Source organism: Agrobacterium sp. A3-95 (assembly GCF_053521785.1).
In genome coordinates, this window is the sequence record NZ_JBNWDR010000002.1 from 528030 (window position 1) to 546806 (window position 18777).

The 18777-nt window shown below is 60.3% G+C and carries 17 protein-coding genes; 9 read left to right on the plus strand and 8 right to left on the minus strand.

The annotated features are described in order from the left end of the window. Position 1: 1 nt before the first annotated feature. The 3 genes from ACQZ5Y_RS08035 to ACQZ5Y_RS08045 are packed head-to-tail and all read left to right on the plus strand — an operon-like array spanning position 2 to position 3385. Complete coding sequence (locus tag ACQZ5Y_RS08035) at positions 2 to 340, plus strand: DUF3088 domain-containing protein (protein WP_026330699.1); 339 nt, start codon at positions 2 to 4, stop codon at positions 338 to 340. Between the two features lie 41 nt (positions 341 to 381). After that, positions 382 to 1977 (plus strand): ABC transporter substrate-binding protein, encoded by a 1596-nt coding sequence (locus ACQZ5Y_RS08040; RefSeq protein ID WP_111788629.1) that lies wholly within the window; start codon positions 382 to 384, stop codon positions 1975 to 1977. Between the two features lie 55 nt (positions 1978 to 2032). Then, the gene (locus ACQZ5Y_RS08045; protein ID WP_174060007.1) at positions 2033 to 3385 is read left to right on the plus strand and encodes an LLM class flavin-dependent oxidoreductase; all 1353 of its coding nucleotides are present in this window, start codon (positions 2033 to 2035) and stop codon (positions 3383 to 3385) included. 16 nt (positions 3386 to 3401) lie between these two features. Here ACQZ5Y_RS08045 and ACQZ5Y_RS08050 read toward each other — a convergent pair whose 3' ends face one another. The 7 genes from ACQZ5Y_RS08050 to ACQZ5Y_RS08080 all read right to left on the minus strand — a co-directional run bounded on the left by ACQZ5Y_RS08050 (position 3402) and on the right by ACQZ5Y_RS08080 (position 10665). Further along, positions 3402 to 4373: a LysR substrate-binding domain-containing protein gene (locus tag ACQZ5Y_RS08050; RefSeq protein ID WP_174060006.1), complete on the minus strand. Its 972-nt coding sequence runs from the start codon at positions 4371 to 4373 to the stop codon at positions 3402 to 3404. Between the two features lie 19 nt (positions 4374 to 4392). Beyond that, positions 4393 to 5631 carry an acyl-CoA dehydrogenase family protein gene (locus tag ACQZ5Y_RS08055; RefSeq protein ID WP_174060005.1) on the minus strand — a complete coding sequence of 413 codons (1239 nt, stop codon included), beginning with the start codon at positions 5629 to 5631 and terminating at the stop codon, positions 4393 to 4395. A 70-nt stretch (positions 5632 to 5701) separates the two neighbouring features. Further along, positions 5702 to 6757: an aldo/keto reductase gene (locus ACQZ5Y_RS08060; protein WP_111801097.1), complete on the minus strand. Its 1056-nt coding sequence runs from the start codon at positions 6755 to 6757 to the stop codon at positions 5702 to 5704. Positions 6758 to 6775: 18 nt separating this feature from the next. Next, entirely contained in the window at positions 6776 to 7711 is a 936-nt protein-coding gene (locus tag ACQZ5Y_RS08065) for an ABC transporter ATP-binding protein (RefSeq protein ID WP_003511116.1), read from the minus strand. Next, a complete protein-coding gene (locus ACQZ5Y_RS08070; protein ID WP_174060004.1) occupies positions 7689 to 8687 on the minus strand; it encodes an ABC transporter ATP-binding protein in 999 nt (332 codons plus the stop codon). The genes ACQZ5Y_RS08065 and ACQZ5Y_RS08070 overlap by 23 nt, the downstream gene beginning before the upstream one ends. After that, a complete protein-coding gene (locus ACQZ5Y_RS08075; protein WP_003511114.1) occupies positions 8684 to 9679 on the minus strand; it encodes an ABC transporter permease in 996 nt (331 codons plus the stop codon). Before ACQZ5Y_RS08075 ends, ACQZ5Y_RS08070 begins: the two co-directional genes overlap by 4 nt. Next, on the minus strand, positions 9676 to 10665 hold the full coding sequence (locus ACQZ5Y_RS08080) for an ABC transporter permease (protein WP_026330697.1): 990 nt from the start codon (positions 10663 to 10665) through the stop codon (positions 9676 to 9678). The genes ACQZ5Y_RS08075 and ACQZ5Y_RS08080 overlap by 4 nt, the downstream gene beginning before the upstream one ends. 269 nt (positions 10666 to 10934) lie before the next feature. Between ACQZ5Y_RS08080 and ACQZ5Y_RS08085 the strand changes: the two genes are divergently transcribed. From ACQZ5Y_RS08085 to ACQZ5Y_RS08095, 3 genes are all read left to right on the plus strand, one after another. After that, positions 10935 to 12542 carry an ABC transporter substrate-binding protein gene (locus tag ACQZ5Y_RS08085; protein ID WP_065659599.1) on the plus strand — a complete coding sequence of 536 codons (1608 nt, stop codon included), beginning with the start codon at positions 10935 to 10937 and terminating at the stop codon, positions 12540 to 12542. A 112-nt stretch (positions 12543 to 12654) separates the two neighbouring features. Next, entirely contained in the window at positions 12655 to 13686 is a 1032-nt protein-coding gene (locus ACQZ5Y_RS08090; protein ID WP_111788665.1) for an ABC transporter substrate-binding protein, read from the plus strand. Then, positions 13683 to 14858: an acyl-CoA dehydrogenase family protein gene (locus ACQZ5Y_RS08095; RefSeq protein ID WP_111788623.1), complete on the plus strand. Its 1176-nt coding sequence runs from the start codon at positions 13683 to 13685 to the stop codon at positions 14856 to 14858. Before ACQZ5Y_RS08090 ends, ACQZ5Y_RS08095 begins: the two co-directional genes overlap by 4 nt. 57 nt (positions 14859 to 14915) lie before the next feature. Here the strand turns inward: ACQZ5Y_RS08095 and ACQZ5Y_RS08100 are convergent, their stop codons facing one another. Then, positions 14916 to 15986: an LLM class flavin-dependent oxidoreductase gene (locus tag ACQZ5Y_RS08100; protein ID WP_174060003.1), complete on the minus strand. Its 1071-nt coding sequence runs from the start codon at positions 15984 to 15986 to the stop codon at positions 14916 to 14918. Positions 15987 to 16385: 399 nt separating this feature from the next. Here ACQZ5Y_RS08100 and ACQZ5Y_RS08105 point away from each other — a divergent pair, with 399 nt between their 5' ends. From ACQZ5Y_RS08105 to ssuD, 3 genes are all read left to right on the plus strand, one after another. Then, a complete protein-coding gene (locus tag ACQZ5Y_RS08105; RefSeq protein WP_003511103.1) occupies positions 16386 to 17003 on the plus strand; it encodes an alpha/beta hydrolase in 618 nt (205 codons plus the stop codon). A 217-nt stretch (positions 17004 to 17220) separates the two neighbouring features. After that, entirely contained in the window at positions 17221 to 17418 is a 198-nt protein-coding gene (locus tag ACQZ5Y_RS08110; protein WP_003511101.1) for a hypothetical protein, read from the plus strand. Between the two features lie 171 nt (positions 17419 to 17589). Beyond that, entirely contained in the window at positions 17590 to 18759 is a 1170-nt protein-coding gene (ssuD, locus tag ACQZ5Y_RS08115) for an FMNH2-dependent alkanesulfonate monooxygenase (protein ID WP_003511099.1), read from the plus strand. Positions 18760 to 18777 lie beyond the last annotated feature (18 nt).

Genomic DNA, 18777 nt, shown 5'->3' on the forward strand with positions numbered 1-18777 from the left:
CATGGCCAAGGATACGCTTTTTTTGATCGCCCCCGGTTTTGAAGACCCCAAGCACCCCGGTGTCCGGTTCGTCTGCCCGCATTGTAACCAGATCGAAGGCCTGCTTGCCGCCTTTCCGGACCTTGCCGCCGGGATCGATATCCACCGGGTCGGTTTTCAGCGTCCGCGCGAAGCGGTCATCGCCGTCGTGGGTGAGGAAAACCAGTCGTTGCCGCTGTTCGTCTTTACCGGCGATGCACCAGCCGATGCGACGACCAAAGGCGACACGCACTTCATTCAGGACACGAAACGCATTTTGCAAATCCTCGCCGAGCGTCACGGGTTCCCGCAACTGCACTGAGATGCCGCACCCCGCACATCGGATTTTTATCGGAGACAGACATGACCTTTTCCAGACGCCAGTTTCATAAAATTGCACTCGCCGCCGGCGCTTTCGTGGCCCTTCCCGGCGGTTCTTTCGCCGCTGCCGAAGAGCCGGTTTCGGGCGGCACGCTCAAGATCGTCTATTTTCCCGAGCCGACCCAGCTTGTGGCGATCAATACCAGCGCGGGCGGTCCGCAGTTCATTGGCTCGAAGATTTACGACGGGCTTTTGACGTACGATTACGAACTTTCGCCCAAGCCGAGCCTTGCCAAAGAATGGAGCGTTTCCGCCGACGGGCTGGAATATGTCTTTCATCTGCAGCCGAATGCGAAGTTCCATGACGGCAAGCCGGTGACATCGGCAGATGTGGAGTTCTCGATCCTGCGGCTGAAGGAAGCCCATCCGCGCGGCCGGGCGACTTTCTCGCATGTTGAAAGCGTCGATACTTCCGATCCGCTGGTCGCAAAGGTGAAGCTTTCCAAGCCGGCGCCGGGATTGATAACCGCGCTCGCCTCGTCGGAATCGCCTGTTGTGCCAAAGCACATCTTCGAGACCTTCAAGCCTACCGATAATCCAAAACCCGCCCAGATCATCGGCAGCGGTCCCTTCGTCCTGAAGGAATGGGTGCCGGGCAGCCATATTCTTCTGGAAAAGAATGCCGACTACTGGGACGCGTCAGGTCCTTATCTCGACCGCGTCATCATTCGCCTCATCAACGATGCGGGCGCTCGCGCGGCGGCGCTGGAAACCGGAGAGGGCGACATTGGCCCGAACCCTGTGGCGCTTGCCGATCTGGAACGACTGAAATCCATCCCGACGCTGAAGGTGGATGACCGCATCTACGCCTATGCCGGCCAGCAGAACCAGCTCGTCATCAACCTTGAGAACGAATATCTCAAGGAATTGAAGGTGAGGCAGGCCATTGCCCACGCGATCGACGTTCCGGCGCTGATCGATACCGTGCTTTACGGTTACGCCGTGCCATCGCCCACGCCGATCAGCCCCGGCCTTGCGAAGTTCCACAATCCGGATATCGGTTTTGCCAAATTCGACGTCGCGCTGGCGGAAAAGCTGCTGGATGAGGCGGGCTTTCCGCGCAAGGATGGCGGCAAGCGCTTCAAGCTCAGGGTCACCACCAACCCGTTCAACCCGCAGACCTATTCGGATTTCATAGCGCAGGCGCTTTCCAAGATCGGCATTGAGGCGGATATCCAGAAATTCGATTTCGGCACCTATGTGAAGGTCGTTTATACCGATCGCGCCTGGGACCTTTCGGTCGAATCCCTCTCCAATACCTTCGATCCGACGGCCGGCGTGCAGCGTGTCTACTGGAGCAAGAACTTCAAGATCGGCCTGCCGTTCTCAAACGCCAGCCACTACGCCAATCCGGAAGTGGACCGGTTGCTGGAAGCGGCCGCGGTGGAGCCGGATATCGAAAAGCGCGCAGCCTTCTTCAAGGAGTTTCAGGCCGTCGTCGCCAAGGATCTTCCCGTCATCAATCTCGTTTCGCCAATCCAGCCGGTCGTCGGCAGCGTCCGCATCAAGGATTACGCGACAGGGGCGGAGGGGCTCAGCGGCAATCTCGCCAAAGCGTGGGTGACGAAGGAGGCGTAAGCGCATCCTCACCTCTCGTTTAAAGCCGCGTCAAAGTTAAAAAGGGTTCATCGCCATGAGCAGAAAATCCGAGAAGCTGGTCCTCAATGCGTTCATCTATCCGGGTGGGCACCATGAAGCAGCCTGGCGCCACCCCGAGTCGGAGCCACTGCGCGTCACGGATATAAGGCTCTACCAGGATATCGCCCGCAAGGCCGAGGCGGCAAAGCTGGATGCCATTTTCTTTGCCGATGCGCCGGTGCTGGACGCCAATATCCGCTATGCCGCCCGGCACCGGCTGGAACCGATCACCATGCTGGCGGCCTTGGCGGCCGTCACCGAAAAGATCGGCTTCATTGCGACGGCCTCCACCACCTATTACGAGCCTTACAATCTAGCGCGGCTGTTCGCCTCGGTCGATCATATCAGCGGCGGCCGGGTCGGCTGGAACATCGTGACGACCTCGGCCGATGCGGCGGCCGGAAACTTCAATCTCCAGCAGCATCCGCCGCATGCCGACCGTTACCGGCAGGCGACTGAGTTCGTCGATGTGGTGACGAAGCTCTGGGACAGCTGGGAAGACGATGCCATCGTCGCCGACAAGGAGAGCGGTCTTTTCGCCGATACCGACCGCATCCATCCTGCCAATCACGAGGGCGAGTTCTACCGGGTGCGGGGCGCGCTTAACCTGCCACGCTCGCCGCAGGGCAGGCCGGTCTATGTGCAGGCCGGCTCTTCGGAGGACGGCCGTGGCTTTGCTGCCCGTTATGCCGAGGCAATCTTTACCGCGCATCAAACTCTGGAGAGTGCGCGGTCTTTTTATTCCGACATCAAGAGGCGCGTGGCGGCCACGGGGCGCAATCCCGCCCATGTGAAAATCCTGCCGGGAATCAGCCCCTTCATCGCCTCCACCGAAGAGGAGGCGCGAAAGCTCGAGGCGAGTTTCAACGATCTCATCCAGCCGGCCTTTTCGCTTGGGCAGTTGCAGCGCATTACAGGCATTGATCTCTCATCGACCGATCTCGATCAGCCGTTGCCGAAGGAGGCGGTGGAAGCGACGCGCGCGCAGGCGGATAGCAGCCGGCATCAATTGGTTCTCGATGTCATCGACCGGGAAAATCCGACGATCCGGCAATTGTTGCACCGGCTTGCCGGCGGGCGCGGCCACAAGGTGATTTCGGGAACGCCGGAACAGGTGGCAAACTGGATAGAGACCTGGTTCCGTGAAGGTGCTGCCGACGGCTTCAACATCATGCCGCCATGGCTGAATGGCGGGTTCGATATTTTCGTCGACGAGGTCGTGCCGATCCTCAAACAGCGCGGGCTGTTCCGCGAGGACTACGAGGGCGACACGCTGCGTGATCATTACGGCCTGCCCCGGCCGGAAAACATCCATACGACCAGGGAGTTGCAAAGGGAACGCGCCTGATGTGGGACGGGCGTGTTCAGGCGGCGGCTTCGAGTGAGCGTGTATCCTCGCGCAACAAGGCGAGTAGAGATGCGATTTCCGGCAGCCGCCGCCTGTCAGGACTGCTCAGAAGATGATACCGGCTGGCGGTCGGCTGAGGTGCGCCGAAAGGTGCAATCAGACGGCCGGTTCGAAGCTCTTCGGAAATGAGCGAGTGGCGCGCAAGGCCGATGCCGTGGCTGGACAAGAGTGCCTCTATCAGCGCGGTCTGACGCGAAAAGCGCGGTCCTGCTGCGGAAAGCCGAAGCGGAATGCGGCAGGCGCGCAGCCAGTTTGCCCATTCGAAGGCAGCATCGGTGCCGTTGCCGCGCAACATCGCAAAAGAGATATCCCGAAGCCGCTCGGGTTCACCACCAAGCTGGTAGCGGGTGGCAAAATCCGGGGTGCAGACGGCACTGACGGTGTCGGCAAAAAGCGGTTCGTGAATGAAACCGGGGATTTGTCCGTGGGTGGCGACGATCGCGCAATCGGCATCGAAATGCGTGAGGTCGATGGCGTCGCCCTCGAGAGATTCAATCGAGATATCTACGTCTCCAAGGGCTGGAACGATGGTTCCCAACCGCGGCGCCAGCCATCGGGCCGCAAAACAGCCTTCCGCCAGAACCTTCACCTGCCGCCGGCCGCCGGAGGCCATGAGATCGGAAAGGCTGCCGATCATCGTCTCGAAAGCGTCCGCAAGGCCGGGGTAAAGCGTGCTGCCGGCCTCGGTCAGCACCAGCTCGCCGCGCTGGCGGCTGAAGAGTGTTTGCCCGAGATGGGTTTCCAGAATGCGCACCTGCTGGCCGATTGCGGCAGTCGAGACATGCAGTTCTTCCGCCGCCCGCGAGAAGCTGGCGTGACGAGCGGCCACGACAAATGCGCGCAGGGCCGTCAGCGGCGGCAGCCGGGAAAGCGTCGGCAACCGGAAAGCCGCTCTTGCGACCGAAGGAGGGATGAATTCCGTTCTCATGGCCGTTTTCCCTTTATCGCTAGAATATCCGGCCTTCCCTGAGGTGCGTCGTGGTGCCGTTGAGATAATAGTCGCCGATGACACGCGCCTTGTGGGCAAGCGGATTGTGGTTGTAGACTGTGCGGATGTTGCGCCAGTGGCGGTCGAAATTCCGCTCGCTGGACGTCGCCGATCCGCCGCCGAGTTCGTAAAGGTTGGTGGCGACCGTTAGTGAAAGCTGCGATGCGATGATCTGGGTACGGGCGGTGGCGAGAGAACCTTCCAGCAAAGCCGCTTCTATCGCCTCTTCGTCGCCGCTGGAAAAGGCGGCGGCGGTCCTGTCGAGCGTTCTTGCCGCCTCGCGGATCAGCGTCTTGACGGCGAAGGCACCGGCGCTGATCTCGCCGAGCATCTTCTGCACAAAGGGGTCCTGATTGGCGGTTTCGGCGCTGCTGTGGAGCGTGGTGCGCGCCTGGCGCAGAACATAGTCGATGCCATCGTTGAGTGCACCCTGAACGGCACCGGCGGCAGAGGCAGCGAGGTGCAATTGTCGCATGGCCGAGCTGTGGCGCCCGATCTGGCTGCCGAGCTTGCGGGTCGTCAGTTCATGCGGGAGCACCTCGACATTTTCAAGCAAAACGCCGCCGCTTGCCGTCATGCGCTGGCCCATGCTGTCCCAGTCGTCGAGGATGGTGATCCCGGGCCGATCAAGCGGAATGAGGACGCCGATCGGCTGTTCGTCGTCGCCGACAGCGCTAAAGGTGCCGAAATCTGCGAAGGCGGTGCCGGTCGCATACCATTTGCGGCCGTTCAGACGATAACGGTCGCCATCGGCGCTGAGGCGCGTGGTGATTTCGCCGGGACGTTTGGTGCCCTGTTCCGTGCTGGCGCCCGCAAAGAGCTTGCCGGTGAGGACATTTTCGAGGTGCCGCCGATCCTCAAGCTCGATCGGTGTGAGAGCGAGGTTTTCTGTGAAATTGAAATGGCTGCGGAGTGCGTGCGGAATATTGCTGTCGGCTTCCCCGAGGATCATCAGGACTTCTATATAGTCCGCAATCGAGCCTCCCGGCCCGCCTTTGGCCTCGGGGATGCGCAGCGTGCCGATCTTGGCTTCTTTGATCAGGCCGAAGATTTCGAAGGGAAGTTCCCGCTGACGCTCACGGCGAGCGGCATCCTTGGCGGCAACAGCCGCAATGTCCCTGGCGCGGGCCAGAATGTCGTCTCGGCTCGGCACGCTGGAATTATCAGTGGTTGCGGTCTGTATTTTAGGATTGGACATTGCGGACTTTCCCTGAGCGGATGTGATGACCTGCGGCACGGTCGCGCCGCAGGCATTTTCTTCTGGACGATCAGGCGACCGCGCGCGGCTTGACGACCGGGCGGGGAGCCGGTTCGATATTGCGCGGCACGCGGCCTTCGACGGGATGGCTCGGATCGTTGAATCCGGGTGTCGAGGGATGGCCTGTCGTCACAAGGCTGTCGACCAGCGCCTCGTCTTCCGCATCGATCTTCACATCGAGGGCGCGGACGTAACCGTCCCAATGGTCTTCAGTGCGAGGGCCGGTAATCGCGGCGGTGACGAACTTGTTGTTCAGCACCCAGGCCAGCGCAAAATCCGCTGCCGAAACACCCTTTGATGCGGCGTGCGCCGCAACCTTCTGGGCGATTTCGACCGACTCGGGGCGCCATTCGGTTTCCAGAACCCGCTTGTCGCCACGGCCGACACGGGTATCTGCGCCCGGCTGCTCACCCGGCTGATATTTGCCGGTCAGCACGCCACGTGCCAGCGGCGAATAGGAAACGACGCCCAGCCCGTAATTATGTGCCGCGGGCAGCTGCTCGGCTTCGGCTGTGCGGTTGACGATGTTGTAGAGCGGCTGGCTGGCGATAGGCCGGTCGATGCCGAGCTGATCGGCCAAATGCGAAATTTCGGCGATGCGCCAGCCCCGGAAGTTGGAAACGCCGAAATAGCGCAGCTTGCCCGCACGGATGAGATCGGCAATGGCGCGTACCGGTTCTTCCAGCGGCGCGTCGAAGACGGCGCGGTGGAAATAGAGGATATCGATGTAGTCGGTGTTGAGACGGCGAAGCGAATTCTCGACGGTCTCGATCACCCATTTGCGCGAATGGCCGCCAAGGTTCGGACCCTTGGTGTGGGAATTGACGAATTTCGTTGCCAGAACCCAGTGATCGCGACTGGTCTTGATACCGCGACCAACGACTTCTTCCGACTTGCCGTCGTGATAGACATCGGCAGTGTCGATGAAGTTGATGCCCTGCTCGCGTGCCTTGTCGATGATGCGGAAGGCCACGTCATCCGGCGTCGGGCCTCCGAACATCATCGTGCCGAGGCTCAGCGGTGAAACTTTCAGCGCGCTGCGTCCGAGATAGCGATAGTCGACCATTATGGTTGCTCCTTCAGTTTATTGGGCATGGTGGCAAGCCACGGCGTGGTTCTTGCCGAAAAGGGTGTAATCCGGCGCTTTTTCGCGACAGAGATCGGTGGCGAGCGGGCAGCGGGTGTGAAACCGGCAGCCGGATGGCGGGTTGTGGGGGCTCGGCAGGTCGCCGGAAATGGGCGCTGCCTGCTTGCGGCGCGCGGGATCGGGAACGGCTGCGAGAAGCGCACGGGTATAGGGGTGTTTCGGCGAGGCCCAAAGCTCCGCGGTCGGCGCGCTTTCCACGATCTTGCCGAGATACATGACGAGAACGCGATCGGAAAAATAGCGTACGACCGAAAGGTCGTGGGATACGAAGAGATAGGACAACGAAAGCCGTTTCTTCATCTCCACCAGAAGGTTGAGGATCTGCGCCTGTATGGAAAGATCGAGCGCCGAGACAGGCTCGTCGCAAACGACCAGTTCCGGCTCGAGAACGAGCGCCCGGGCAATGCCGATGCGCTGGCGCTGGCCGCCGGAAAACTCGTGCGGATAGCGGTCGAGTGCATCCGGTGGCAGACCCACCTGCGCGACGATCGCCTCGACGATCTCCCGCTGTTGCGCCCTGTCGCCAATGCCGTGCACCTTCAACGGCCCGGTAAGGATGGTTCGCACCGTCTGGCGCGGATTGAGCGACGCGAATGGGTCCTGAAAGATCATCTGGATGCGGCGGCGGATGCCGCGCAGCTGCGACGACGACATCGCCGTGACATCGGCGCCCTTGAAGGTGATCCTGCCGGAAGTGGGCTCCACCAGCCGCATCAGCGACTTGCCGAGCGAGGATTTGCCGCAGCCTGATTCACCCACCAGCGCCACGGTCTCGCCCGCCTCGATGTCGAGCGACACATCGTCGACGGCGCGGACTGTTCCGCGTCCTCCCGAATAGTGGGTGGAGAGACTATGCACTGACAAGAGCGTCATCGGATACCTCTTGGGATGTGGGGGATACGAAGGGGCAGGCGGCGTAGCGACCTTCCGAGATCAGCCTCAGCGGCGGTACGAACTGCCCGCAGAAACCGCGGGCGCTCGGACAGCGTGGCCGGAAGGCGCAGCCGCGCTCGCCCGTAGCGGAAACGATTGAACCCGGAATTTCGATGAGTGGCCCGTCGCGATAATGCTGGCCGTCTTCGGCGCGCGGAGAGGCAGCCAGCAGGCCGCGCGTATAGGGGTGGTAAGGATTGGAGAAAACCGGTTCAGGCAATCCTTCTTCCACCTTGCGGCCGGCATACATGACCATCACCCGGTCGGCCCATTGCGCCACAATGCCAAGATCGTGGGTGATGAGGATGACGGCCATGTTGAGATCGCGGCGCAGATTGTCGAGCAGCTGCAGGATCTGCGCCTGTATCGTCACGTCGAGCGCGGTCGTCGCCTCGTCGGCGATCAGCAGTTTGGGATTGCAGGCAACGCCGATGGCGATCATGACGCGCTGGCGCATGCCGCCGGAAAGCTGGTGCGGATAATCGTCCACGCGGCGCCGGGCGTCGGGAATATTGACGAGGTCCAGAAGCTCGATGGCGCGTTTGCGCGCCTGGTGCCTGTCGATCCTTTCATGGATGCGCAGCACCTCGACGATCTGTTCGCCCACCGTCAGGACCGGGTTCAGCGACGTCATCGGTTCCTGAAAGATCATGCCGATATCGCGGCCGCGAATGCCGCGCCACTGCCGCTCGGAAAGCGGCAGCAGATCGCGGCCTTCGAGCAGAACACTCCCGCCGGTTTTTGCATGCGACGGCAACAGGCCGATCAGGCCGAGCGCAGTCAGCGATTTTCCCGAGCCGCTTTCGCCGACGATTGCAAGCATTTCGCCGGACTCCACATCGAAGCTGACGCCCTTGACCGGTTGGGCTGAGCCGAAGCTGACGGAAAGATCGTGGACTTCGATAAGTTTGCTCATCGGCGTTCCTCCGAAAAACGGGGGTTGAGCGCATCGTTGAGACCGTCGCTGATGAGGTTCAGCGAAATGACGGTGAAGACGATGGCGAGGCCGGGAAGGGCGGTCAGATACCAGGCGGTGCGAATGACGTCGCGTCCCGACCCGATCATCGAACCCCAGGAAACACGGTTGGGGTCGCCAAGTCCCATGAAGGAAAGGGCTGCTTCCATGAGGATCGCACCCGCCACCATGACGGAGGAGGTGACGATGATCGGCGGCAGGGCGTTGGGCAGGATTTCCTGAAACACGATACGCGCGTGGCCATAACCGAGGCTTCTTGCGGCAAGCACATAGTCCTTCTCGCGGATGGCGCGGAATTCGGCGCGGGTCAGGCGCGCAACAAGCGGCCAGGTAATGATGCCGATTGCCGAGGTTACCGTGGTGACCGAAGGCTGGGCAATGGCGACGAGCACCACCAGCAGCACGAAGTTCGGCAATGTCTGGAAGATTTCGATGATCTTCACGAGAATATCGTCGATGACGCCACCGAAATAACCGGCGAAAGCACCGATTGTTATGCCGATCGTCAGCCCGATCAGGGTGGCGACGACACCGACGGTGAGCGAGATGCGTGCGCCATGCACGATGCCTGCCAGCACATCACGACCCATGGAATCGGTGCCGAGCGGATAGGCTGGGTTCTGGCCGGGCCAGAGGAAGGGGCGGGCAACCATTTCCAGCGGATCGCCCGGATAGATCAGTGGGGCCGTGACAGCAGCGATGAGGACGGTGGCAAGAAACAGCAGCCCAACGATGGCGTTGGGATTGGTCAGGAAAATCTTCAGTTCCCGCCGCAAGCCGCGCCGCGGCACGGAGACGGAGCGGGCTGAAAGCGCGTCCGGCGCATGGATATAGGGCCAGACCTTTTCTTCAGGTTTTTTAGGTTTGGGATTGCTCTCTTCGGCACTGAGTTCGGCCGCGTCGAGAACTGCTGATGTCTGGGAGGAATTCATCGGCTTTCTCCGATGCGGGGGTCGAGCCATGCCTGCAACAGGTCCACGGCGGCATTGACAATGATGACGACAAGGGAAGAGAGAAGCAGAATGCCGAGTAGCACGCTGAAATCGCGGGCCATGACGGCCTCGAAAGCAAGACGGCCAAGGCCTGGCCAGCTGAAGACGGTCTCGACCACGACCGCACCGCCCAGCAGGCCACCAATATGCATACCGGCCATGGTGGTGATCGGGATAAGTGCGTTGCGCAGAATATGGCGTGTGGTGAGCCGGAAGGGTGAAACGCCTTTTGCCCGTGCCGTGCGCACATAGTCCTGGGATTTGACTTCCAGCATCGCCGCGCGGGTGAGGCGGGCATAAATCGCCAGAAAATAAAGCGCCAGCGAAAGGGCGGGGAGAACGATATAGCGCAGCCTGTCCAGAAAAGCGTCGAGGCCGGTGAGGCTGCTGCCGATGGTGCTGTCGCCGCCAGACGGAAGCCAGCCGAGCTTGACCGAGAACGTGAGGATAAGCATCAGGCCGATCCAGAAGCCCGGCACGGAATAAAAGATTAGCGAGCCAATCGAAATGATCCGGTCCGGCAGCTTGCCGGAAAAGAGCGCCATGATGGAGCCGAGGAAAACGCCGACGAAAATCGCAATGCCAAGTGCTGCTCCCATCAGCGCCAGCGTGCCGGGCAATCGCTGGCCGATAAGATCGGCGACCGGCATGCCGTAGCGGGGTGAAAAGCCGAGGCTGAACTGGGCCAGATTGCCGAGATAGTTCATGAGCTGATGGACGACCGGCAGGTCGAGCCCGAAGCGTGAGCGAATTTCGGCCATGGTCTCGACGGTCGCCGAACCCGCTTCCGCGGCCAGCACGTCAGCCGCATCACCAGGCGCCAGCTGCAGCAGGAAGAAGTTCAGGATGACGATACCGAGAACCGTCGGGACGGCCTGAATGGCCACCCGCCTTGCCTGCGATAAAATCCGTTTCGAATTCGACATCGGCTCCAGTCCATTCGCTTGAAAACATGAAATCGGCCCGTAAAGGCGTTGGTATTAGTTGACTAATTTTATGGAATTTGTCAAAGAGTAATAGAATTATTTTCTGATATTTACGGAAAAATGCGCCATAAAGAAAAGATAATTCCTATTTATGAGAATGGTTGGTGCTTCATGCCAATCTCACTCTCGTCTGCGGAACAAACTTCTTCCCAAGCGCGGCCGTTCAGTTTTGCCGGTTTTTCGCCGGTTCAATTAAGGAGAGGTATCGCATGACTGTTTTCAACCAGACGACGCGCCGCGGATTTCTGCTGGCGTCGGTGGCTCTTGGCGTGGTGTCGTTGCCGGGGCTGAAGCTCAACGCGGCGGAGCCGGCAAGCGGTGGCACAGCCACCCTACTCATCTCATCGGAGCCGCCGGTTCTGACGACGATCGCGCACACGGCCTATAATTCCGTCTACATATCGCCCAAGGTCACTGAAGGGCTGCTGACCTATGATTTCGACCTCAATCCCAAGCCGCTCCTGGCCAAATCGTGGGATGTCAGCGGCGATGGCCTGCGTTACACCTTCAATCTGAGACCCGGTGTAAAATGGCATGACGGCAAGCCTTTCACATCTGCCGATGTGGCGTTCTCCATCAACACCATCAAGGAAGTGCATCCGCGCGGGCGCAATACCTTCCTGAACCTCACCAGTGTCGAGACCCCGGATGATCTGACGGCCGTGCTGGTTCTTTCCAAGCCTGCGCCGTATCTGATAACGGCGCTTGCCGCTGCTGAAACGCCTATCGTGCCCAAGCATCTTTATGAAGGTACGAAAGTTACCGAAAATCCCATCAATCTCGCGCCTGTTGGTACCGGCCCGTTCAAGTTCAAGGAATGGGTGCGCGGCAGCCATATCGTTTTTGAGCGCAATGCCGATTACTGGGATGCGCCGCGCCCCTATCTCGACAAGCTGATTGTTCGCTTCATTCCAGATGCGTCGGCCCGTGCCATCGCAATCGAAACCGGTGAGATCGATCTCGCTCCGAGCACCCCGGTCGCCTATAGCGATCTCGACCGCCTGAAGGAGCTACCGAGCCTCGGCTTCGAGACCAATGGCTATCAATATACCAATTCGATCAGCCGCGTTGAGTTCAACCTCGAAAAGGATGTGTTCAAGGACGTCCGCGTCCGCCGTGCCTTCGCGCATGTGATCGACCGCAAAGTCATCTTCAACACGGTCAATTATGGCTATGGCGCGACAATCACCGGCCCGATCAATCCGAAGCTGACGAAATGGTTTGTCGAGGATCTGAAGACCTATCCGATCGATCTGAAGGCGGCCGAAGCGCTGCTGGACGAGGCGGGATACAAGCGCGGCGCGGATGGCATCCGTTTCAAGCTCAATCTGGACTATGTGCCGAGCACCGAGGCCTATCCGCGTGGCGCGGACTATATTCGCCAGGCGCTGGCGAAGGTCGGTGTGGATGTGACGGTGCGGACGCAGGATTTCGCCACCTATACCAAGCGCATCTACACGGATCGCGATTTCGATTTTGCCTATGAGGGCATGAGCAATCTCTTCGACCCGACCGTCGGTGTGCAGCGGCTATACTGGTCGAAAAACTTCAAGAAGGGCGTGCCCTTCTCAAATGGCGCCGCCTACAGCAACCCCAAGGTGGATGCGCTGCTGGAAGCTGCCGCTGTCGAGATCGATCCGGACAAGCGCGTCGCGCAATGGAAGGAAATACAGCAGATCCTCGTCGATGACGTTCCTGCCATCGATATCGTTGCTGCACCTGAAATCACCATCTTCAACAAGCGCATTGCCGATCACACTATCGGTGCAGAAGGCGTCGCGGGCAGCCTGGCCTTCGCGCATATCGCGGCATCCTGATCGTCTCGCCAGCCCCTGCCCGCCGTTTGCGGCGGGCAGGGACATCTCCCTTTCGTCGACGGGCACCGCAGCATCGCTTTCTGGTGTCATCGTTTTCATCGAGGCCAAAGCCATGAGCACGACACTTTCTGAAATCTGGTACACACGTTGCCCGGTGCCCACGCCCGTGGGGCTTGCGGCGCAGCTCGGTTATCTCGCACAGACCTTCGAGGATGTCGGCATATCGCTGAAATCCATCATCGATTCGCCGGATCGCTCCGTCCGGCAGAGCCATTTCAACCACACGCTGGAATGGTCCTTCCGCCACGGCGGTAATGTGCCCCCTATCCGCGCCCGCTCGGAAGGGCGCAATACGCGTCTTATCGGCATTACCTGGACCGATGAGTTCCAGGCGATCATCACCCTTCCGGAAACCGGTATCCGCTCGCTTGCCGATCTCGTCGGCCGCCGTTTCGGTGTGCCGCGCAGACCTGATGGGATTGTCGATTTCATGCGAGCGACAGCATTGAAGGGCATCGTTTCGGCGCTTTCGCTGGAGGGGCTGAGGGTCGAGGATATCGAGCTGAAGGATATCGTGATCAAGGATTCCGTGCTGGCGACACAGGAGGGACCATCCCTTTTCGGCCTGAAGCGGCGACAATCCTTCGGTGAGGAGATCATCGCGCTGTTGCGGGGTGAGGTCGATGCGATTTTCGTCAAGGGTACTGCCGGTATCGCCGCCGCGAACCTGATCGGCGCCGTGCAGGTGGCGGAATTCGGTTTTCACCCCGACCCGAAGATACGTATCAACTCCGGCTCTCCCCGCGTGCTGACCGTCGACGGTCGGCTTGCCGATGAGCGCCCCGATCTGGTGGAGCGGCTGGTTGCCGCCATTGCCAAAGCCTCGCTCTGGGCAGAGCAGCATCCGGAAGAGACCCGCCGTTTTATCGCGCGCGAGGCGGGTGCGACCGAAGAGCAGGTTCTGGCCGCCAACGGCCCGGATGTCCACCGCCATCTAGGTCTTGGCCTTGATGCAGACCTCGTCGCCGCCGTCGGCCATTACAAGAATTTCCTGCATCAATGGGGTTTCCTTGAAAACGACTTCGATCTCGCTGCGTGGATCGATGACCGTTTTGTCACGGCCAGTGAAAGGGCGGTGGCATGAGCGGCGCTTTATCCGCCGTTCCGAGCTCGGAGCAGCACTTGAATCCCGTCGCCATCGCAACCGCGCTAGCCGAAGATTTCAGCCTGACTGCGGCGGAGTATGACAAAAGCGGCGAATTCGCTGCCGGTAATTTCGAGGCGCTTTTCAAGTCTGGCCTGCTTGGTCTCGTGACGGCTGAAAAGGACGGTGGCTGGGGGGAGGGCATGGAAACCGCGCATGCCGTCATCGCCGCCATTGCCAAGGGTGATCCGTCAACCGCCCTCATCCTTGCCATGCATTACAGCGTTCATGCTGCCATCCGGCGCGGCAGGTGGCCGGCAGATCTCGCGGCAAAAGTGCTGGCCGCCAATAACAGGGAGCGGGCGCTTCTGAACAATGCGCAGGCAGAGCCGGGGATCGGTTCCCCGGCCCATGGCGGACTGCCGGAAACGACGGCGCGGATCGAGGGCGATTTCTGGGTGGTCAATGGCCGCAAGAGCTTCGTCACCGGCCTGCCGGGTCTGAAATGGGCGATTGTACTTGCCGTCACGACGGAAGAGGCGCCGCGTCTGATCCAGCTTCTGGTCCCGCTCGATGCGCCGGGCATCGGCCGGGAAAAGGCATGGGAAGCGACAGGAATGTATGCCACCGCCAGCGACGATCTCCTGCTTGAGAATGTGAGGGTGCCGCTCGCCGATATCGTTGCCGAACAGCCGGCGGACGAGCCGTTGCGGCGGGATGAGGCGGACGGTTACAATTTCTTCGTGCTGCTGGCCTCCGTCTATCACGGTGTCGCGCTTTCGGCGCGTGACGCCCTCTTGCGCCATCTGACAGGCCATGTTCCGGCAAGCCTCGGCGCGCCGCTGTCATCCATTCCGCGCATTCAGGAAGGTGTGGGCGAGATCGAGGTACTTCTTGCGGCCAACAGGCGTCTGCTCCGCTCCGTCGCGCGTGATATCGATGCGGGTGAGAGGGTAGGCACGGATGCGCTCGCCGTTCGTCATGTGGTGATCGACAATGCGCTGGCAGTGACGGATCTGGCGCTGGAGCTTGGCGGCAATCGCGGCCTTCGCCGGGACTATAATCTCGAGCGGCATCACCGCGACGCCATAACGGCAAGGGCGCATGCGCCGCAAAGCCACATGATCCGAACTATCCTCGGCCGTCAGAGCATCAAGGCTGTTGGCGGCTGACCGTAGAAGACATGGGCGGCTTTGTTTGGCAGGCCGCCCATGTTGACGCCGCCCGCATCAGTCCCGGAGTAGCGGCAACAGCTTGTTGCCCTGCCGTTCAATTTCCTGAAGATAGGGCGTGTCGGAAAGCACGAAATGGGTGATGCCAAGCGCGCGGTATTTGCGCAGCGACGCGGCGACGTCTTCCGCCGAACCGACGAGCCATGTCGTTGCGGCACCGCCTCCGCCAAATTTGCCGGGTGCGGTATAAAGATTGTCGTCCAGCACATCGCTCTGCGTGTGCAGATCCAGCAGGCGGCGCTGGCCGACCGCGACACCTTGCAGATGATCGTTCCAGCGCACGCCATTGTTCGCAGCCATCTCCGCCACCTTTGCTTCCGCATCGCGCCAAGCCTCAGCCGCGGTTTCGCGCACTAGCGTGGTGATCCGCAGACCGAATTGCAGCGGCGGCAGGTCACGGCCGAGGGTCTCACTGAAATGTCTGAGACGTTCGATCCTTTCGCGCACGCCGGCGAGCGGTTCGCCCCAGAAGAGCTGGACATCGGCTTCAGTTGCGGCAACCTGTTCGGCGGCCTCGGACGCGCCGCCGAAATAAAGTTTGGGATGTGGCCGGCCGGCACTCTCGCTGATGCGCGGCGAGACGGTGGAGTTCTTGACCCGGAAATGGTCGCCATTGAAAGTGACGTTTTCCTCAGTCCAGAGCCGCCGCACCAGCCGCATGAACTCCTTCGTGCGCGCATAACGCTGCGCCTGATCGCCTTCTTCGTCGCCATAGGCCGCAAGCTCGTCCCGGCCGGAAACGACATTGATTCGTACCCGGCCACCAGAAAGCTGATCGAGCGTGGCGGCGGCCGATGCGAGATTGGCCGGCTTCCAGTAGCCGGGGCGGATGGCGATCAGTGGCTCGAAAGTGGTGGTACGCGCGGTAAGCGACGCCGCAACCGTAAAGGTATCCGGACGCCCCCAGCCGGTGCCGATCAACGCGCCCTTCCAGCCATGGTTTTCCAGCGCCCTGGCATGGGTAGTTAAAGTATCGAGGCTGTTGTGGTTTTCGCTGACGGCGTCGCCCCGATGTCCGGGTTTGACGTCATTGGGGATGTACCAGAGAAATTCGCTCGTGCTGCTCACATTATCCGCCTGAATTTTCGCTTTATGTCGCGGTGGAATGGCCCTGCCGAGGCTCGGCATTTGCCATTTTGGGGTTCGGGAGGTTGAGGTCTCCGACAGTGCGAGAATGACAAACCGGCGGCGGCACGGCCAAGCAGCGGCGTTTCTTTTGGAATGCGGCAGAGGAAAAGCTTTCCGCGCGGTTTGCTCGATTAGAACATATTTTCTATGGAAAATATTTTAGGCAATGATTCCACATGCGCAGTGCCAAGGCTGCTGCCGAGAACGTATTTTTTGCCGCAACGGAATTGTCTGGATCGATTTTTCTCGAGTTCGGAAAAGCTGAGCAAGGCAATAGTCGACTAAAATTGCGAAATTCACCATTCTTGGCACACCCCGCCCGCAAACCACGGAGTAGGCATGTGTACCACCTTGATTGTCCCCGGCCTCAACGGTTCGGATGAGGGGCATTGGCAGCGGCACTGGCTGCTGGAAGATTCGGAGGCGCAGCTGGTCGATCAGCAGAATTGGGAATGCCCGGTTCTTGAAGACTGGCTTGAGCGTCTGGAAGCGGCGCTCGCCGCAACCGAAAGCGCCTATATTGTCGCCCACAGCCTGGGTTGCCTGCTCGTCGCCAATATGGCGACACGACCCGTGGCCAGCAAAATCAGGGGTGCGCTTCTGGTAGCGCCCGCCCATCTCGACAGAGTGGAGGCAATGCATCCATGCATCGTCCGCTTCGGCGCATTTCCTCGGTCGCCGCTCACCTTCCCCAGTCTCGTCGTAGGTAGCATGAACGACCCCTATATGAATCCAGACGAGTTAGCCCGCACCGCTGCTGACTGGGGAAGCGATATCGTCAATCTCGGCTCCGTTGGACACATCAATATTGCCGCCGGTTTCGGCCGGTGGTCCGAGGGCTATGCTCTTTTCGCACGCCTGAAAGCAGCGTCCGAAATCAAGGCCAGCAGATCGAGGAAGCGCGGATCACCCGTTCTGCACGGTGCGCTGCTGCAGGGTGATGCCGGCGCTCTATAGTCTTTTCGTCCCAAGTCCGTGCTTTGAGCGGCCATCGTGTCGACGCCATTGCGATGACCCCTTTATTGGTGGTTCGAAACGGAATTTTTCCCGCTGCCGCAACCTTAGTCCACGTTTGCCGGCAATCCGCCAATTATAGAATAGTAATTTTATGGAAAATATTGACCAATCTGGGCGCTCGCCGGAGGATAGAGCGAATTGACCAAAGGAGGCGCACATGCCGCAGGGACTTCATGCGTTTACTGTCGATCTGTTCGGTCTGGCCAGGCGTAGGCCGCGAGGGGATGATCAGGGCAGGCTCCAGCCGCTGGATCATTCCGGTCGTATCAAGCGGGAAAAGAGCGATCTCGACCTTGAGCGGGAAGAGATTTACGAAATGAATTTTGCGATGCTCGGACTTTATCCGGTCCTCTGACACAGGGAGGCGAAAGGTTTGTTTTCGCTTCCCAGACCCATTTCCCAGCGGAGATAAACTCTCCTTGCGGCACGGAAATTGGAACAAAATTTCTTAAACGCGGCGGGGAATTGGCTACCCTTTTAGTACCCAGCCGAATTGCCCGATGGGCGGATTGCAAAGGACCTGTCGATGAGCACAGCTGACAAACCACTCGATTTTCTGTGGTTCATACCCACCTCAGGCGACGGCAGCTATCTTGGCTCCGACGATCTGTCACGACCCGCCGATCCCGGCTATTTTCGGGAAATAGCGCAGGCTGCGGATCGGCTCGGTTATTCCGGGGTGCTTATTCCCACCGGCGTCGCGTGCGAGGAATCCTTCATCCTCGCGGCCAATCTCGCCGCCTATACCGAGAAACTGAAATTCCTCGTCGCCATCCGTCCGGGCGTTGCCTCGCCGGCCTATTATGCGCGGCTGGCCTCCACGCTGGACCGTGTTTCCCATGGTCGGCTGCTTCTCAACATCGTCGTTGGCGGCAGCGCGCAGGAGCTGGCTGGTGATGGCATCTTCCTGCCGCACGACGAGCGTTACGACCACGCTGACGAGTTCTTCCAGGTGTTCAATTCGTTGATCGAAACTGGCAAGGGAGATCTCGATGGCAAATATATCAAGGCACAGGGTGCCAGGCTCGGCCTGCCACCGGTGCAGGAACCGCGTCCGCCGCTTTATTTCGGCGGCTCCTCCGATGCCGGGATCGAGTTCTCGGCCGGTATCACCGACAAATATCTGACCTGGGGTGAGCCGCCGGCACAGGTGGCGGAAAAAATCGCCAAGGTTCGCGCCGCCGCAGCGAAAAAGGGGCGAGAAGTGACATTCGGCATTCGCCTGCATTTCATCGTGCGCGAAACCGATGAGGAGGCCTGGGCCGATGCGGACAAACTGATTTCCAAGCTTTCCGACGAAACCATCGCTTCCGCTCAGGAGGCCTTCTTAAAGGCGTCGGATTCGGTCGGTCAGGCAAGGATGCGGGCGCTGCATAATGGCCGGCGTGACCAGCTTGAAGTCTCTCCGAACTTGTGGGCGGGAATCGGTCTTGTCCGCTCTGGCGCCGGCACCGCGCTGGTGGGTTCGCCGAAGACAGTTGCGGCGCGGCTGCGGGAGTATCAGGCGCTGGGCATCGATACCGTCATCGCATCGGGCTATCCGCATCTGGAGGAAGCCTACCGTCTATCCGAATTGCTGTTTCCGGAAATCGGGCTTGATGGGCCACGTAATCAGATCCGTTCGTCTTTCGGCACGAAACAGGTTTTCGGCGGCGGCGGCCACGGCGGTAACGTCAAGCTGGTATCCGGCTCGTGATCAATCGCCGGAAGGCAG

Coding starts and splice junctions, on each gene's coding strand:
- ACQZ5Y_RS08110 (WP_003511101.1), top strand. CDS start 17,221: ATGCCGCAGGGACTTCATGCGTTTACTGTCGATCTGTTCGGTCTGGCC.
- ACQZ5Y_RS08045 (WP_174060007.1), top strand. CDS start 2,033: ATGAGCAGAAAATCCGAGAAGCTGGTCCTCAATGCGTTCATCTATCCG.
- ACQZ5Y_RS08075 (WP_003511114.1), bottom strand. CDS start 9,679: ATGAATTCCTCCCAGACATCAGCAGTTCTCGACGCGGCCGAACTCAGT.
- ACQZ5Y_RS08065 (WP_003511116.1), bottom strand. CDS start 7,711: ATGACGCTCTTGTCAGTGCATAGTCTCTCCACCCACTATTCGGGAGGA.
- ACQZ5Y_RS08055 (WP_174060005.1), bottom strand. CDS start 5,631: ATGTCCAATCCTAAAATACAGACCGCAACCACTGATAATTCCAGCGTG.
- ACQZ5Y_RS08090 (WP_111788665.1), top strand. CDS start 12,655: ATGAGCACGACACTTTCTGAAATCTGGTACACACGTTGCCCGGTGCCC.
- ACQZ5Y_RS08085 (WP_065659599.1), top strand. CDS start 10,935: ATGACTGTTTTCAACCAGACGACGCGCCGCGGATTTCTGCTGGCGTCG.
- ACQZ5Y_RS08105 (WP_003511103.1), top strand. CDS start 16,386: ATGTGTACCACCTTGATTGTCCCCGGCCTCAACGGTTCGGATGAGGGG.
- ssuD (WP_003511099.1), top strand. CDS start 17,590: ATGAGCACAGCTGACAAACCACTCGATTTTCTGTGGTTCATACCCACC.
- ACQZ5Y_RS08050 (WP_174060006.1), bottom strand. CDS start 4,373: ATGAGAACGGAATTCATCCCTCCTTCGGTCGCAAGAGCGGCTTTCCGG.
- ACQZ5Y_RS08035 (WP_026330699.1), top strand. CDS start 2: ATGGCCAAGGATACGCTTTTTTTGATCGCCCCCGGTTTTGAAGACCCC.
- ACQZ5Y_RS08040 (WP_111788629.1), top strand. CDS start 382: ATGACCTTTTCCAGACGCCAGTTTCATAAAATTGCACTCGCCGCCGGC.
- ACQZ5Y_RS08095 (WP_111788623.1), top strand. CDS start 13,683: ATGAGCGGCGCTTTATCCGCCGTTCCGAGCTCGGAGCAGCACTTGAAT.
- ACQZ5Y_RS08080 (WP_026330697.1), bottom strand. CDS start 10,665: ATGTCGAATTCGAAACGGATTTTATCGCAGGCAAGGCGGGTGGCCATT.
- ACQZ5Y_RS08070 (WP_174060004.1), bottom strand. CDS start 8,687: ATGAGCAAACTTATCGAAGTCCACGATCTTTCCGTCAGCTTCGGCTCA.
- ACQZ5Y_RS08060 (WP_111801097.1), bottom strand. CDS start 6,757: ATGGTCGACTATCGCTATCTCGGACGCAGCGCGCTGAAAGTTTCACCG.